Source organism: Chryseobacterium sp., assembly GCF_022869225.1.
Lineage (GTDB): Bacteria > Bacteroidota > Bacteroidia > Flavobacteriales > Weeksellaceae > Chryseobacterium.
In genome coordinates, this window is the sequence record NZ_JALIHL010000001.1 from 3,059,781 (window position 1) to 3,076,120 (window position 16,340).

The window sequence follows — 16,340 nt, forward strand, 5'->3', positions numbered from 1 at the left end:
TATTTTATTTTATTTTATTTGAAAAGTCTAACATTATATGATATAATGTTAAATTTTTACCAGATTTAGTTATATGTTTTGATTTATAAGAAAATTCAAAGTTGCTTATGAATTTATATTCAGAGAATTTAGTGAAAAATTTACATTGCTTCTCAATATCTGTTTTCTCTACAAAAAAACCTAACATCCCATTAACACCATAATATGTTGGATATTTTTCATCAACAAATCTATCTATACCCTCTTTTACATATGCATTATATAAGCTACTTTTATTAAGTGGTGATTTACCATTCAATCTCTTACATTCAATGATGTAAGATGATTCAGTAGAGTAGAAGCTTTTTTTTAAATCAATCACTTCAATATCAGAATAACCTCTCTCATTATAATTATCATCTATAAAAGCTGTCTCTGTTTTAAAAATAAAATTATTTAATCCTAGTTGATCTCTTATAATTTGATTGTTTAAATAATCTTTGTAAAGTCTATTCTTAATTTTATTCTCATTATTTTCAATACAATCAAAATCTTCTAGCATTTTTATATAACATAGATATATTTGAGATAAGATATACTCAAAATTCTCGTTAATATATTGTCTTATATATTTAGGCTTATTAATTTTCATTTTTTATATATTCTCCATTATCAAGTTTGAAAAAAGCCTCAATAAATTCAGCTAGATCTAGGTATGCTAATGCTGTGTGCCAAGATTTGTATTGATTTGGTTTTGCAATATAAAAGAAATCATCTTCAAAGCCTTTAATATCTTTTTGTAAATATAAATTTTCACTTAATTTTTCAAAACCTAATTTAATTAGGAAGGTTAGTAATTCATTATTATCATTTTTACTCCATTGAATAGCATTAATACTTGTTGAAGGGGTTGGTATTATTTTGAATTTCATTAAAATGGTAAATTCAGACCATAGGATCTCTGTTTCAAAATAGTTGCCATCAGATTTAAATCTTTTACTAAAGTGATCATTAAATATGTCAGCATAATTTTCCAGAAAGTTCTCTTTATATTTAATTTTACCTATAAGCTTTCTTTTACTTTCAATACTTCCTTTTAATAAGGGAATTGTGACATCATTTGCATAACTTATTAAAGCCTTTTCACTTGGTGAAATGTTGTATAGCTTATTTAGAAAATTATTGATTTGTTTCTCTACTTTTAATATTTGTTTTTCTAAGTCTTGACTTTCATAATCTGAAAAATCTCTAGCATTTCTCTGACTAAATAAAAGTTTCAATTCCTCAGAGTATGTTTTTAAGACACCATTCTCATCAATTATGAGCGGAATTGAAAATTTGTCATCTTTATCATGTGATTGCTCCCTCTCAATTCCTATGGAAGAATTAGTTTGTAATAAGAAGTAACTAAAAAAATCAGAATTAAATAAGCTCTCAAGAGTATATATAATATTTTTAGCATAATCATTCAATGGTTTTATGCCTGTTATTGCATCAGTATAAATAACATCTATTGATGAAATAGCTGCTTTAGCTCTAAATTCACTAGTTATACCCTTACCTACAAGTAATACAGGTGCTTTGAATAGAGACAATTTTCTTGGTCTATGGACATATTGTAGATTTTTAAGAAAATTTGCTGAATATTCAATATTAAAAGGTGTTAACCCTTTCTGTTTTGAAATAATAGAATGATCTATCTTCTTATGATCTAAAATTTTATTTTCATCACCACCATTCACAATTATACCTTTGCCAAACAAAAAGTTTTTTTCATTATTTATATAGTCATAAATAGATTTTGTTGACTTAAATCTTTTTATAAATTGGTAGTCTAATATATTTCCATAAACTAATACTTTCCATATCCAATCTTCATCTATAAGAAAACCTTGTGTGATTTCTTTTATATCATATTTTTCAATAATCATTAACTTGAATACTTCAAAAAATATGTTTGGCTTAAGTGAGATATGTTTTATTATATTTTCTCTTAATAGGTTTTCATCACTCTGTTTTTTATAAAATATTATAGTTGCAGGTGCAATTGCACTATCACTTGATTGGTTAAATATTTGGTGTCTGACAGATGAGAGTTCAATAATCTTTCTAAGAGAGAAATTATTTAATAGATAATTTCTAAAAATTCCTTTTTTATTTTTTCTACTTATTTTATATAGAATTTTACTTACAACTATTAAAGCAGCTTCATTAAAATTAAAATCTGAAACTCTGACTAAAAATGCTTCTGCAATTTCTCTATTATCAATCTCAAGATTAGATCCTTCTTTTCTTTTTCTATTTTCAACATATTTTTCAAACAACTGTTTTTCCTTAGCATGTTTAGTTTTCCAGGGAGGGTTTCCTAAAATAAATTCAAAAGAATGCTTTTTCAATTTAATATTGAAATCATGATTTAAATCAAAGAAGTCGGCAACAAAAAAATTTTTGTTAACTAATGTTGGTAGTTTAAAGTCTTTAATGCTTTTAGGAACAAGATTATCTAATAAAGTTATGTATAGGGAAAAGATAGCAACACTAACAGCATTTTCGTCTTTATCAATTCCAAAAATATTTGCAGTTAATAAATTTATTAAGTCAATCTTATATTTTTTATAATTGTCTTCACTATCTTTATATGAAGGATTTATTTTCTTATACTGATTGATTATTAATCTTAAAGTCTCAACTAAGAAAACTCCAGACCCACATGCTGGATCTAAAACTTTACAGTTAAAAGTTTCATTATTATTGTTGAAAAAAAGTTTAACTGTCTCTTTTTCAATATAGTCAACTAGGAATAAAGGTGTATAGTATGCTCCCTTTATTGCTTGATTTTCGGCTCCAATAAATCTCTCATAAATATTACTAATGAATTCAATTGGAATTATAGAAAAATCATATAAGTTAAATAATGATAATATTGTTGAATCTTTTAGTAATTTTCCACCTTTTAATAAAGCTATTAAAATTGATAAATGTTCATTAGTAACAAATTCATTCTCTGAAATTATTTCCTCATCAATTTTATACTTTAACGGAAAAAGATTGTCTCCAAAATCTTCTAAAATTTCAGTGAATAATTTATAGCAATCTTCTTTTTCTGCGAGTATATTATGAAAATCATTCTGATTCTTGATTTTATATTTATCTAGATTTATTTCTCTATCTATTAAATAGCGTATAAAGATGGATCTTCCAATTAATGAGTTGGCAATTTTAGAATTTAAATTATAATCTAATATTAACTTTTTTCTAAATTCACTTATATTATTTAATAGAAAATAATCAACTCTATTTTCTTGTTTAAATTGCTTTTGAAACTTATCCCAAGTTTTTCCTGTTATAATTTCAAAATAATCAAAATCCTTAAGATTACTATTTTTTATTACATCAAGACCTGTTCTACTATTTAATAGTTTAAATCCATTTTTTATTATCCATTGTTTTCCATCATTAATGAAAATTATGGGGGATTGGTTAAAATTCCAAATTTGTATCTCTATCTCTTCTTGCTTATCAGAATCTCTATAATTTTCAAAAAATAATATTAATGGTTCTCCTTTAATACAGAAAAAGGCAGTTGGAGAAAGATCAATCAATGATTGTTTGGCTCTACTATTTAGAAAATCAGTACTTTCTTTAAATAAATCATCAAAATAAAATAATTCTTCTTTTTGAAATAAATTAAGCTGTTCTAATAGAGAATTTGTCTTTTTAAAAATATTTATAAATTCTTCTAAATCGCTGTATGAATATTTAATTTCAGAGAAATGTTTAATCTGAATTTTATTAAAGTCTTCATTCGAGTAATGATTAAAATTATCAACACAAAATTGTTTTAATCTTTCAGAGATTTTTAAATTAAATTTTTCTTTATAATAAATTGTATTTAAAATGCATAATTGAGGTAAAGGGTTTTCCTCTAAAACTAAATCTAAAATATTAGTATCTAGGAAATTAGTAAAATCATTAGTAAATAAAAAGCTTTGAGCCTTGTAATCAAATATTATTGATGAAAAATTAAAAAATGTTGATTTTGGCAAAACATAAGCATCAAATAATTCCCATCTTATTTTTTCATTCTTGATTGCCCAAGTAGATTCAACTTTCCATAAATCAATAGTAAACCCTGCTAAATTGATCTTATATCCATTAAAACTATTAATTCGGAAATCATAATTTTTTAAAAAATTATTTAATGCTAAATCATCTCCCTGATAAACGATATCTATATCTCTTGCTTTTTCATTATACTGTATGAAAAAATTTCTAATTACCCCACTAAATATATATATATCAGAAAACTGTGACAGACTTTCTATGAAATCTATTATTTCTGCCACAGTAATTTTTTCTAAATATTGTAAAAAATATTTAGCTTCATTTTTAATATGTGTTTCTGTACTAATTAATTCTTTGTCCACTTATTTTTTGGTAGTGCTTTAATGCATATTGATCAGTCATTCCGCTAATGAAATCAACAACAACTCTAAGCTTATAATAGAGATCCAAATCATTAAAACATGGATTTATATTTTTAATAATTTTAAATCTTACTTTTGACAATCTTTTATATTCTTCAGCAGTGAGTTTTTGTTTTTTTTGTTTTTCAAATAATTCCAAATATATTGGGGAAAGTTTCGAAAAATAATTTTGTATAGCTAAAGCTTTATTAATATTCTTATTTAGCTTGTTATCAATATTGTCTTTTTCTTGAAATATTTTTTGTCTTGATTGTAAATCTGTAATAATATTTTCAATTTTTCTCTCACATGTTTTAATTAAGTTTTCTTCTATTGCAGCATCAATTATTGATTTTGAAATTAAAGCTGTGGTTCTGTTTGCAAAACTATCATCTTTTTTTAAGAATATGAAATCTATGTAGAATTCTAATAGTCCTACTATAACCGAATATCCCGTTGATTCTAAATTATTAATTTCTCTAGATTTGAAAATTTCAGTACTAAAGCTTTTAACAATTTCATAAACATTGTTGTTATCATCTTCAATTAATTCCTCATTATAAGTCCCATTCTCAATTCTATCAAGATTATTTATAAAATTGTCAAAGCTAATTTTGACAAAATATGCAATTAGTTTTATTCTAGCACTAACAATTTTGTAAGTTTCATCTTGAAATTTATCGGTTAGTATATCATAAACCTCTTTACAAACCTCTATTTCTTTATGCTGTCTAAATTTTTTTGCAATATGATCTAAAGAATAAATACCCTTGTTAAAGCCATCTTCCATATCCATACATAAATATGCTATTGTATCTGCTGCTTCCATTAAATAGCAAAGGGGATGTCTCAGTTCTCTATCTCCTAATTTTAAACCTGTTTCATTAACAATAAGATCAAAATATTCTAATTCAGAGTAAAAAATGCCATGTTTATTGTTTTCAATAAAATTATCATTAAAAATTTCACCAATAGTTTCTTTTTCTTTTTTCTTTAACTTATTTATTTTTTTGAAATTAGGATACTTTATTGATGAAGCAAGTGTTGCATATGTTAAGTTTAATCCAAAAGGATCATTTAATATTTGTAATTTAGTTAGAACTCTTAAGCCTTGTGCATTGCCATCATAATGAACAAAATCACTTTTTTGATGTGGAGTTAGAGCACTAAAATATTCCTTTTCTTTTTCAAACAACTCTTTAAAATAATTGCAAATAATTGTTTCTCCAAAATGTCCAAAAGGTGAATTTCCTATGTCGTGAACTAAACATATATTTTGTAACAATATAGGAATTATTCTAAATAATTCTGATTCTGTTTTGCCTGTTATTCTTTGAAACTTTTCAGATTCTGATAATTTTATTCCAAAAGTATAACCTAAAGACATAACTTCATTGGAATGTGTTAATCTAGAATGAATATTATCATCGGTTGTTAAAGGGAAAACTTGTGTTTTATCATGCATTCTTCTTAATGCAGGGCTATAAATTATTCTTCCATAATCACTTTCAAACGCATTTCTCCTGTCTGTTGGTGTTGATCTCCTTATTCTTTCTGATGACAATAGTTTTGTCCAATCCATAATTATTAGTTTTTATGTAAATATAAACCTTATAGATTTAATTAAAAACATTAGGATTTTTTTTTTGAAAAATTTTTATAACTATAAAATTTATTCAAGCTTAAATCCCCTTGTAAAAACCCCCACGCATCTTTAGGAATGGAAAACATCCCCCCACCAGTAATAATAGAAAGAAAATTTTCGCAGACAATAATACAATCAAGACGATAGCTGATGTTCTATTGCTCACAATTCTTTTGTTCCTGGTGCTTTCTCTAACTCAAAAATCAAAAACAATGGTAACAATTATCAACTACAAACAAAGACAAAAAGAAGACGGTTCTACATTCTACGTACTGGAAGTTCAGGGAGGTATTGAAATGGTTATGAGCCAAACTACAAATCAGTTCTATGCCACATCCAAAAAGGCTTCCATTTCATCAACATTTGATGAACTTACTTGTCAGGCTCTTATTGGTACACAAATGCAGGGAAGTATAATTAAGCAGGAATGTGAACCCTACGAATATACAGTTAAGGATACAGGAGAAGTAATTATGTTACATCATACATTTGTCTATTCACCACAGGAACCAGGAAAAGAAAATACTACTATTAGGCAGATAAGCGGTAGCTTCGCTACTGATATGGAATCCTTTTCAAGAAATGGAAAACATGTACTAACAGAAGCATAACAGCTTCATTCAATATACAAAGTGCCAAAGTGTCGAATTTTTGTAAAACTTTATAATTTCATACCCAAAATCTGCTTACTTCAAACAAAGTGGAATGAGTGGAAATATGAATAAAAGTTTTCAGATATTCTGGCACTTTGGCACTTTTTTATTCTTAATCAACAAATATATTTTAAATGAATAAGTTAATGGAAATATCTGTTACGTATAATACAGGTAATTTTGAAAAAATAAGGATAAGCAGCCATAAGCAAGCCTACAATCTCGTTATTGAAAACTGGAACCTAGGTACTATTGAATTTCAGGAAGAATGCAAAGTAATACTTATGAATAAAGGAAACTTCGTATTAGGGATTTACAATGTTTCAAAAGGAGGTATAGACAGCTCAGTGGTAGACATAAGAATCATTCTGGCGGTAGCTCTTAAATGTAACGCTACTCAACTGATACTGGTGCATAATCATCCTAGCGGAAGCCTCACACCAAGCAATTCAGACAAAAACATAACTGAGAAGTTAAGCAAGGCTTGTGATTTACTGAATTTGACACTTTTAGATCATTTGATTATTACAAGAAATGATTATTATAGCCTTAACAAAGAAGATAATTTTTTATAGTTCAAATTAGTGTATATACTACATAAATATGGCATATTTTGCCAGTATTTATTGATTTTAAAAGTTGTTTGGATTAGTATTAATAGCCTAAATTTGTTTTTCAGGTAGCTCAAAATCTAAGAAATCTTTCATTGGAATTTCTAACCCTTCACTAAGTCTATACAACTGATAAATTGTAATATTAGTTTTGCCAGACTCCATTCTGGAAATATTAGTAGGGTCGATTTCACCTCTCATTCTGCCCACCAGTTCAACCTGAGTAATACCTTTTCGTATTCTCAATTCCTTAATTTTTTTCCTACGATTATTTGAATCTCAGATTTTTCCAACTTGACTTATTTGACAAGTCAAAGAAACTGGATATATTTGCCTAGATAAATGTCATATATGGCAAGTTTTAATTTAACATTTAAATACACTTATGAAAAAACTACTATTTATTACGGTTTTATTATTATCAATTCCAATACCCAGTCAACAGGGAGTTGATTCAATATATATTCCTCAATACGATAAATCGTTTGATGACCAAGGTTTTCAATATGCAACCACATCTTTAGATGGTAAAAGGTATTATGTAAAGATGGACAAGACCAAGAAGCTATTTGATAAAACCATCATGTCTGTAGATGTTTGGGTAAAGTATAACTATACCTCTAAAACAAAGGGTAAGAATGGAAAATCAAAGAAAATCGATACCGGGCATTATTTAGAATATATGAACTTTGATTGCAGTGGAAGAACCTACACAGGAGGAGAAATATTACAGTATAACTCTACTGGAAAACTTATTAATCGAGATGAAAGATTCTCGAATATTACAAGAAAAATTGTGCCAGGTTCAGTAAGTGAAGGGCTACTTGAAGCAGTTTGTCATAAAACCAATTAAGCAATATCAAATATGAAATATTTACTCTTGGTACTCATAATACCGGTATTGATTATAGTTTCTGTATTCATAAGTCTGGTATTAGGTAGCCTTATTCGTTTTATTAATGAAGGAGACCGTTTTAAAAGCCCTTTAAATGATCATAGACCAATGCCCATAGCTCTCAAAGACGGGGAATTCTGGAAAACTCTTTTAACAGGCTTTTTCGTCTTCTTTACTTTATTAATTGTGGTACAGTACTTATCAGCAGAGTAAGTGAAGCAGAGAGTCTGAAAATAGCTCAATATCAATCATTAACCACCTCAAAGCAGGTGGTTTTTTACTATTAAAATCAAATCATGAAACCACGAATACCATTCAGGATAGGTTATCAGTATGATAATTGGGAACTGAACTTAATAAGACTGCCGGACAGAATCCCGGAGAATGATTTATATATAAGTTACCTCTGGGTTGGAAGTAAGGTAAAGCAATTTCTGGGCTTTATTCCCCATAGAACAGAACTTATATTTTATTGGGATAGTTTGGAAGCAGTAATATTGGAGTTTGACAATAAATCAGAATACTATTACAACAGGATGAATAAAGCTTTATCAGAAAGATTCCTGGAATTTACTTCTGAAACTCTTCCAGACAGTACTGTTATATACAAGTTTACAACTGAAAAGATAGCCTACTGGAATATCTATTATGTTCCATCGAGGGAAATAAAGTTGATATACTTTGCTAATAGGTTTGCATATATTAACCGAATATTTGAATAACTGATTTTTGTAAAGTTTGTTTTATAGAGAGTGATCCAAATCCAATTTGCATAAACTGCAACTTTTACATACTTACATACCAAATTATAGACTTAATTTCTGCTGCAACAATACTGCAACATTTGGTATGAAAGGATGAAAATGATTGAAATTGAATAAAAATTAGAATTTGATTAAATTATTGAAAATCAATTAAATGAAAAGAAATGAACGTAATTGATAAATATACTAGACTGACTCATAATCAGGTGGTCCCTGGTTCGAGCCCAGGTGGGACCACTAAAAATCAGACACTTACAAGAATGTGAGTGTCTGATTTTATTTTATTGCAAGACTATTGCAAGAATTGTGAGATAAATTAAAGTAATATTTCATTAATCGCTAGATTATATATTCGTTAATTGTTTTTAAATATTGTTGCGTAATTAATTTGATATAGATTTGTTTTATGAGTGATGAAGATCATTGGTGGAGTAAATCGACCCGTTACATATATAACTATGGATTAGGATTATTTAGTATTATCATTGGTATTTTGTATGCTTTGATAGGTATTCTTTTTGGAATCAATAAGGAAATATTTGGAAAGAAAATTCATTCTTACACATTAGGATGGGTTTTATTATGTATGGCATTAATTCTGAGTTTAATCCAATTCTTTAAGCAGAACAAAAAAGATAAGTCAATATTAAATTTGGAAAAAATTAATAATATTCAATCAGAAAATATCCAAAAATTAGAAAACCAAATTCAGAAAATTAATCAAAACTCTATTGATATTGTTGAAATTCATCTGGCATACTTATTTGTTAAGTTAGGATTAGGTGATAATGAGAGAATAAGTATTTATAAATTTATTAACGATCAATTTTACGTTCTAGGAAGGTATTCCTCAAACCTGGAACTAAAAATTAAATCGAGACGTAATTACAAAAAAGAGGGTCTAATTAATAAAGCTTGGGAACTTAAAAAATATTTTAAAAATAACGGTATTCCTTCACCAGATACAAACAGAACTAAATTTAGGAGAGGATATTATAAAATTCTTAATGATATCGCACCTATAGAAGAAGAAACTGTTTGGAAAATGAAAATGAAAAGTAGAAGTTTTTATTTAAGAGCATTTGATGACCTAAATGAGTTAGCCCGTACATCTATTATTGTTATTGAAAGTAAAAATGATAACGCATTCCAAGAAGCAGATATTGATGATAAATTGAGTATTGAAGAAGAGAAAAAACTAGTTGCATTTGTGGAAAAAATAGATTGGAATTTTCCAAACATTGAGAATGCGGAACAAAATGGATTTTAAAATGGAAAGAGTTATAAATATCTTAGATTATCTATATACTATATACCCAAATTCTGGACAGCTTTCTATTTCAAGAGTTATGAAACTTTTGTATTTAATAGAACGGAGGTTTGCAATAAATAAGTTCGAAAAACTTACAGATATTGAATGGAATCTGTCACAATATGGACCATTTTATAAAAACCTAAGAAGCATATTTAATGAATCTTCAAATTTTGATGTTTCTGTCAGATTTGATGAAAATAATAAAGAGCAGTTGATTATAAAATTTCTTGATAAAAAAGGTGTAGAGAATTTGTCTGATCAGACTAAAGAAGTTATAGATTTTGTTGTAAATCACTGCAAAAATTATAGTTGGTAAGAATTCAATAATTTAGTTAATTCAACCTATGCTGTACTAAACTCAAAAGAAGGTCAGTTAATTGATTTAGTCAAGTTAGCAAAAGAATATCGCAAGAGGTAATATTATATGTTTAATGAATATTGTTAATGAATTTTTTATTACACAAGCATTATTCATGTAATGTGTAGATTATATTTTTAAAATTTAATTCGAACAATAATTTGGTTCTTTAATTTGACCGACCTGTCATAACCTGTAAAGTATCAATAGATCCGCTACAAAAATGACTTAAATTTATGGTGTAAAGTTTAGAACCTTTATCCATGAATAAACAACAACAGCAAGTCAAGGCTCGCAAAGATTGGCTTAAAATCTATTTAGAATCAGGGTCTGTAACAAAGACGGCTTTACGTTGTGGAATTGCAAGATCAACACTTCACCGTTGGATAAAAAGGTATAAAGAAGAAGGAGAACAAGGACTGTCAGATAAGTCAAGACGTCCTAAAACCCTCACCAATACTAAGGTTACAAAAGAAACTGAATCTATTATCCTTGATTTAAGAGAGAAAAAAAGATGGGGAGCTGCAAGAATCTCAATTCATCTACTTCGAAAAGGAATTATGCTTTCTGCAATGACTGTTTGGCGGGTACTCTTTAAACACAAAGTTAATCCTGTAGTAAAAAGGCGTAAAAAATCTGATTACAAAAGATACAGCAAAGAAGTTCCAGGTGATAGAGTTCAACTGGATGTTACTAAAATCAGGAATAAAGCTTATCAATTTACAGCTATTGATGACTGTACAAGAATGAAAGTTATTAGGATCTATTCTAATAAAAAGGCAGAAAGTACTATACATTTTTTAGGTGAAATTTTGGATACATTCTATCTTCCTATACAGCATATTCAAACCGACTGGGGAACGGAATTTTTTAATTATTCCTTTCAATACGAATTGCATGAGCATTTTATCAAGTACCGACCCATCAAGCCCAGATCTCCTCATTTAAATGGTAAAGTAGAAAGAACCCAACAGACTGACAAATCCGAATTCTGGTCGCTAGTGGATTTATCTGATACAGATCTTGATTTAAATGCTTTAGCTATTGAATGGCAGGAGTTTTACAATAAGAAAAGACCACACTCTTCTTTGAATGGAAAAACACCTTGGGAAAAATTACAGTCATTGGAACATCTCATTCCTAATTCAGCCTGATGTTACTGCAAAATTTTGGGACTCGAATGAAGTAATATTGCCCAGAAATTATACTTACTTAAGTTATATAAAACAAAAAAATATTAATTTAGTTTCAAAGCCCAAGAGGAAGTAGGCTCTGCTGGGGAGCAACCAACCAGCAATAGGCTTTTAGATATACGGAAAGGAGACCCAAAAGGTCTCCTCTTTTTATTTCAGGTATATTCTATGGCTAAGAAAACCCTCTCTTAATTTGTAGCGAATCTATTGTTATAGCACACTTCATTGAAGCCAATACACAATCGGTCAATCTTTACCATTTAAAGAATGACTGTATAATACCTGTTTTCAGTAAAGATAATGAAAAAACAATTGCTCACCAAGAGCTAATTGATGTGGTAATGAATGCTGCACAAAAGGCATTTCCTATGCAAAATATTACAGAACCTGAAATTAGGGTATCACATCAGATTAAAGGCAGGACACCAGATGCTATACACCTAAATGTAAAAGACCTATTGAGCCACCAAAAAACCATTTATTATGAAAGAATGGCCTTCATCATCAGAATTCCTGGTATTACAGATATAGTGAATGGAAATGAATTATCACTTACAATAGGTGGTGTCAGAAGTTATAATCTGGAAAACCTTTACAATAAGAAAACATTGGAGCGAATGAAGTTCTTCATTGGTTTCCAGAACCAGGTATGCTGTAATTTATGTGTATCAACAGATGGATTCAAGGAAGATATGAGAGTATCTGGTACTCAGGATTTATATTCCAAAACATTGGATGTAATGCAGAATTATGATGCAGAGCTTCATTTAAAGGAGATGAAGGAGCTTCCTCATGATTCTCTTTCTGAACATCAGTTTGCACAGCTTATAGGCAGAAGCAGGTTGTATCAGCATTTACCAAAACTGGAGAAACAGAATATTCCATTGCTCAATTTTAATGATAGCCATATCAATACTATGGCAAAGGATTATTACGAGGATAAGAACTTTTGCAGGCAGGAGGATGGGAGGATAAATTTATGGGATCTCTATAACCTCTTCACGCAGGCTAATAAGTCCTCATATATAGATACTTTCCTAGATAGGAATCTGAACGCTTTTGAATTTAGCAAAGGTATTCAGAAAACGCTCAATGGTAATTCTGATTACTGTTGGTTTCTGAGCTAGATAGACTGCCCCATTTAATTAATTATGGGGTAGTTTTTATTTACATTATTGTTAATCTTTGAAACACTTCTTACAATTTTCATCACTTTCAAAATAGCTTGTAAAATGAATGTGCTGATACTGTATAAAATTGATTTACCCACTGAAATACAAAATTATTTCTGATTTATGATTTTTTAACAAAAAATTAATACTGAATTAATGGCACTACTTCCGAATATGTATAAATTTCCCTCTGAAAAAAATAACTGAATAGTGATTTATTCTTTAAAAACTTTTAACATGAATAATGAATCAAATATTATAGAAAATGAGTATAAAAATATTGCTGCGCGGATACCACAGCGATATCCTTTTCTTTTTGTTGACAGAATTATTGAGGTGAGCAAAGACAAGGCTGTATGTATAAAAAATATAAGTCTTACTGATCCGTACTTTGTGGGACATTTTCCTGATGAACCCATTTTTCCGGGAGTATTATTGATTGAAGCCTGTGCGCAGGTTGGAGGTATCATGATTGCCGAACATGAAGAGTATAGCCAAAGAGGGTACATTGCGATGCTTGATAAATTCAAATTTATAGATTTTATCGTACCCGGTGATACTGTGTTTATAACCTGTAATTTAATCAGTCTTTTTGGAAAATTCGTGAAAAGCTCTGTTGAAGCCAGAGTTGATAATAGAATCGTCGGTAAAGGAATGATTACTTATAATTTCAAAAAATAAGAATCATGAACGGAAAAGATCATAAAGTAGTTGTTACTGCTTTGGGAGTATGTTCTCCTTTGGGGCACTCTGTAGAAAGCTTTATAGAACACTATAAAACGACTCCTCTGGAAATTTCATCAAAGATTGACAATACTCTTTTAGAAGAAGAATTGTCAACTTTCAAAAAAGTAAATCAGAGAAGAATGGATCGGGTAACGAGGATAGCGATGTTGGCTGCTGCTTCATGTTTAAGAGATTCCCGTTTAGAAATTAATGAATCAATTGTGAATGATGTCGGAGGCATTTTCTCAACAGAATACGGGCCTATTGCGAGCGCACGTGATTTTGTTAATTCTGGTTTTGAACTGGGACTCAATTCTGCCAGTCCTTTATTATTTCCTTATACCGTAGGTAATGCTGCACCTGGAGCAATAACGATACTGATGGGAGCCAGAGGATTCAATACCACACTTTCGGGACATAATCCTGTAGCTTATACTTATGATGTCATATCAAGTGGTAAGGCTAAAGCTATTCTGGCAGGAGGTTTTGAAGAGCTCGTTCCTGAGATAGAAGAGTCTTATGCAAAAAGGACTATTTTGAAGGAAGGGCTTAAAAAATCAGCGCCAATTAGCATGCTTTCAGAAGGAAGTGCTATGCTGTTTATAGAATCTGAGGCTTTTGCCAAGTCCAGAAATGCTGATATTCTTTTTGAGGTATGTGGTTATGGTGTTACTTCAAATTTGCAGAAAAACGAGGTTTCTCTTGATAATTTCGGATACCTGGCTCCTGATATAATTGCCAAGACAATGTCATCTGCTTTAAAAAGAAGCGGAGTCAGTTTGGATCAGATATCATTGATTATCTCTCTTTCTCGTAATGACAGTGATCAGGTGTTTTCTGAAGAAACTGCAATAAAGAGTATTTGGAATGAAGATGTACCTCACATTCATTATATTAAACAAACTTTGGGAGAAACTTTTGGTTCTTCAGGCAGTTTTGCCGCAATAATCGGTTATCTGATCGGACTTGATCTCAAAGACTTCTCGGATTCAAAAAAATGGGTAATGATAAACAGCTATCATATAGGTGGTAACTGCATTAGTGTGATCATCGCTCTTTGACCCTCTTTTATTCTTATTATAAAAAGATGAAAAATATTATTGATTTAAAAAATAAGGTCGTGTTGGTAACAGGAGCTACCGGAGGCTTGGGTCAGAATATATGTCTTAGTCTTGCTCAATGCGGAGCAATACCTGTTGTGCATTATAATTCCAATTCGCAGGAAGCTGATAATCTGGTTGAAAAAATAAAAGCCCTTGGTATTAATACATTAAGTATTAAAGCTGATATACGTATTGAAAGTGAAGTCAAAATGTTGACCAAAACGATCGTAGAAAAATTTGGACGAATAGATTGTCTGGTGAATAATGCTGGTATTCTTTTGAGAGGGTTCCTTGCGATGCAGTCTCTTGAAAAATATAAAGATGCTGTTGATATCAATTTGCTCGGAAATTTTTTAGTGAGCAAATATGTTACACAAATAATGATCAGCCAGAAATATGGTTCAATCGTTAACGTCAGTTCTGCTGCCGGCATGGGAGGACTAAAAGGGCAAGGGGTATACAGTTCCACAAAAGGAGCTTTAAATTCTCTGACTGTTGTGATGGCAAAAGAAATGTCTGACTTCAATGTCAGAGTAAATGCTGTTGCTCCCGGATTTATTGCCACCGGAATGTTGGAAAAAGCTACAAAACAAGATGAAAAATATAAGGAGATAATCCCTCTTAAAAGGTTTGGGGAAGCATCAGAAGTTTCTTCAGTTGTTTTATTTCTATTATCTGATGCAGCCAGTTATATGACTGGTCAGGTTTTGGTTATAGATGGCGGCCTGCTAATATCATAAAAAAACAAACATTTAAATATCAATAAAAATGAACTCACAAGAAAGAAAGAAAGTTATTAAGGATTTAATCGTAAGTAGATTAAACCTAAAAATTACAGCATCAGAAATTAAGGATGATGCCATGTTATTTGTACCTGAAGAAGAAAATGGGATCGGGCTGGATTCAGTGGATGCCTTAGAGCTTGCAGTGTCAATCAACAATACCTTCGACGTTACCATTAGTGATGATGATATGTCTATTTTTAATTCTGTCAATTCAATAAATGATTTTGTTGAAAAACAATTACAGGTTGAACTATAGTTATTATCCATATTTCCTATCAGTCAGAAAATGGTAATTGGTACAGACATCATTAAAATTTCCAGAATTAAAACACTCATCGACAGGGAGAATGGAAATGCATTGGATTTTATTCTCACTCCCCATGAAAGAGCAATGAAAAAGAGTTCTCATTCTATAGCAGGAATCTTTGCCGCAAAAGAAGCTCTTCTCAAGGCATTTGGAGTAGGTTTTTCCAGGGGGCTTGGCCGTCTGCTGGAAATTGAAGTGAAACATGATCCATATGGTAAACCTTTTATTATTACCTCTGGAATAGTAAAGGAAATCCAGGAAAATAAAGAAATCCGGAATATCGAACTGAGCATATCTCATGATGGAGATTACTGTGTGGCATTTGTCGTCTGTCTGTGAAAGAAAATCCACTGTTAATAAAGTTGTTT

General features: G+C 29.7%; 17 protein-coding genes. 13 read left to right on the forward strand and 4 right to left on the reverse strand.

Features of this window, described 5'->3' with window-relative positions; translation table 11 throughout:
• Positions 1 to 4 precede the first annotated feature (4 nt).
• The 3 genes from MUW56_RS14310 to dgt are packed head-to-tail and all read right to left on the reverse strand — an operon-like array spanning position 5 to position 6,027.
• Positions 5 to 631 carry a hypothetical protein gene (locus MUW56_RS14310; protein WP_292013811.1) on the reverse strand — a complete coding sequence of 209 codons (627 nt, stop codon included), beginning with the start codon at positions 629 to 631 and terminating at the stop codon, positions 5 to 7.
• Positions 621 to 4,406, reverse strand: a complete 3,786-nt coding sequence (locus tag MUW56_RS14315; RefSeq protein ID WP_292013812.1) for an N-6 DNA methylase — start codon at positions 4,404 to 4,406, stop codon at positions 621 to 623. The genes MUW56_RS14310 and MUW56_RS14315 overlap by 11 nt, the downstream gene beginning before the upstream one ends.
• Positions 4,387 to 6,027, reverse strand: a complete 1,641-nt coding sequence (dgt, locus tag MUW56_RS14320; RefSeq protein ID WP_292013813.1) for a dGTP triphosphohydrolase — start codon at positions 6,025 to 6,027, stop codon at positions 4,387 to 4,389. Before dgt ends, MUW56_RS14315 begins: the two co-directional genes overlap by 20 nt.
• Positions 6,028 to 6,302: 275 nt before the next feature.
• Between dgt and MUW56_RS14325 the strand changes: the two genes are divergently transcribed.
• Positions 6,303 to 6,701, forward strand: a complete 399-nt coding sequence (locus MUW56_RS14325) for a hypothetical protein (protein WP_292013814.1) — start codon at positions 6,303 to 6,305, stop codon at positions 6,699 to 6,701.
• A 188-nt stretch (positions 6,702 to 6,889) separates the two neighbouring features.
• Positions 6,890 to 7,318, forward strand: a complete 429-nt coding sequence (locus MUW56_RS14330) for a JAB domain-containing protein (RefSeq protein WP_292013815.1) — start codon at positions 6,890 to 6,892, stop codon at positions 7,316 to 7,318.
• An 87-nt stretch (positions 7,319 to 7,405) separates the two neighbouring features.
• On the opposite strand, the gene MUW56_RS14335 is transcribed toward MUW56_RS14330, so the two are convergent.
• The gene (locus MUW56_RS14335; RefSeq protein ID WP_292013816.1) at positions 7,406 to 7,600 is read right to left on the reverse strand and encodes a helix-turn-helix transcriptional regulator; all 195 of its coding nucleotides are present in this window, start codon (positions 7,598 to 7,600) and stop codon (positions 7,406 to 7,408) included.
• Positions 7,601 to 7,739: 139 nt separating this feature from the next.
• Here MUW56_RS14335 and MUW56_RS14340 point away from each other — a divergent pair, with 139 nt between their 5' ends.
• The 11 genes from MUW56_RS14340 to acpS all read left to right on the forward strand — a co-directional run bounded on the left by MUW56_RS14340 (position 7,740) and on the right by acpS (position 16,311).
• Positions 7,740 to 8,207: a surface-adhesin E family protein gene (locus MUW56_RS14340; RefSeq protein WP_292013817.1), complete on the forward strand. Its 468-nt coding sequence runs from the start codon at positions 7,740 to 7,742 to the stop codon at positions 8,205 to 8,207.
• 338 nt (positions 8,208 to 8,545) lie between these two features.
• Entirely contained in the window at positions 8,546 to 8,971 is a 426-nt protein-coding gene (locus MUW56_RS14345; protein WP_292013818.1) for a hypothetical protein, read from the forward strand.
• A gap of 448 nt (positions 8,972 to 9,419) precedes the next feature.
• Complete coding sequence (locus tag MUW56_RS14350; RefSeq protein ID WP_292013819.1) at positions 9,420 to 10,283, forward strand: hypothetical protein; 864 nt, start codon at positions 9,420 to 9,422, stop codon at positions 10,281 to 10,283.
• Position 10,284: 1 nt separating this feature from the next.
• Positions 10,285 to 10,644: a type II toxin-antitoxin system antitoxin SocA domain-containing protein gene (locus tag MUW56_RS14355; RefSeq protein WP_292013820.1), complete on the forward strand. Its 360-nt coding sequence runs from the start codon at positions 10,285 to 10,287 to the stop codon at positions 10,642 to 10,644.
• A gap of 305 nt (positions 10,645 to 10,949) precedes the next feature.
• A complete protein-coding gene (locus tag MUW56_RS14360) occupies positions 10,950 to 11,840 on the forward strand; it encodes an IS481 family transposase (RefSeq protein ID WP_292013821.1) in 891 nt (296 codons plus the stop codon).
• A gap of 263 nt (positions 11,841 to 12,103) precedes the next feature.
• Positions 12,104 to 13,006, forward strand: a complete 903-nt coding sequence (locus tag MUW56_RS14365; RefSeq protein WP_292015416.1) for a DUF3871 family protein — start codon at positions 12,104 to 12,106, stop codon at positions 13,004 to 13,006.
• A gap of 282 nt (positions 13,007 to 13,288) precedes the next feature.
• Positions 13,289 to 13,732: a 3-hydroxyacyl-ACP dehydratase FabZ gene (gene fabZ / locus MUW56_RS14370; protein ID WP_292013822.1), complete on the forward strand. Its 444-nt coding sequence runs from the start codon at positions 13,289 to 13,291 to the stop codon at positions 13,730 to 13,732.
• A 5-nt stretch (positions 13,733 to 13,737) separates the two neighbouring features.
• Positions 13,738 to 14,838 carry a beta-ketoacyl synthase N-terminal-like domain-containing protein gene (locus MUW56_RS14375; protein ID WP_292013823.1) on the forward strand — a complete coding sequence of 367 codons (1,101 nt, stop codon included), beginning with the start codon at positions 13,738 to 13,740 and terminating at the stop codon, positions 14,836 to 14,838.
• 26 nt (positions 14,839 to 14,864) lie between these two features.
• Positions 14,865 to 15,620 (forward strand): SDR family NAD(P)-dependent oxidoreductase, encoded by a 756-nt coding sequence (locus tag MUW56_RS14380; RefSeq protein WP_292013824.1) that lies wholly within the window; start codon positions 14,865 to 14,867, stop codon positions 15,618 to 15,620.
• 28 nt (positions 15,621 to 15,648) lie between these two features.
• Complete coding sequence (locus MUW56_RS14385) at positions 15,649 to 15,921, forward strand: acyl carrier protein (protein ID WP_292013825.1); 273 nt, start codon at positions 15,649 to 15,651, stop codon at positions 15,919 to 15,921.
• Positions 15,922 to 15,951: 30 nt separating this feature from the next.
• Positions 15,952 to 16,311, forward strand: coding sequence for a holo-ACP synthase (gene acpS / locus MUW56_RS14390; RefSeq protein WP_292013826.1), 360 nt, complete (start codon positions 15,952 to 15,954; stop codon positions 16,309 to 16,311).
• Positions 16,312 to 16,340: the final 29 nt, after the last annotated feature.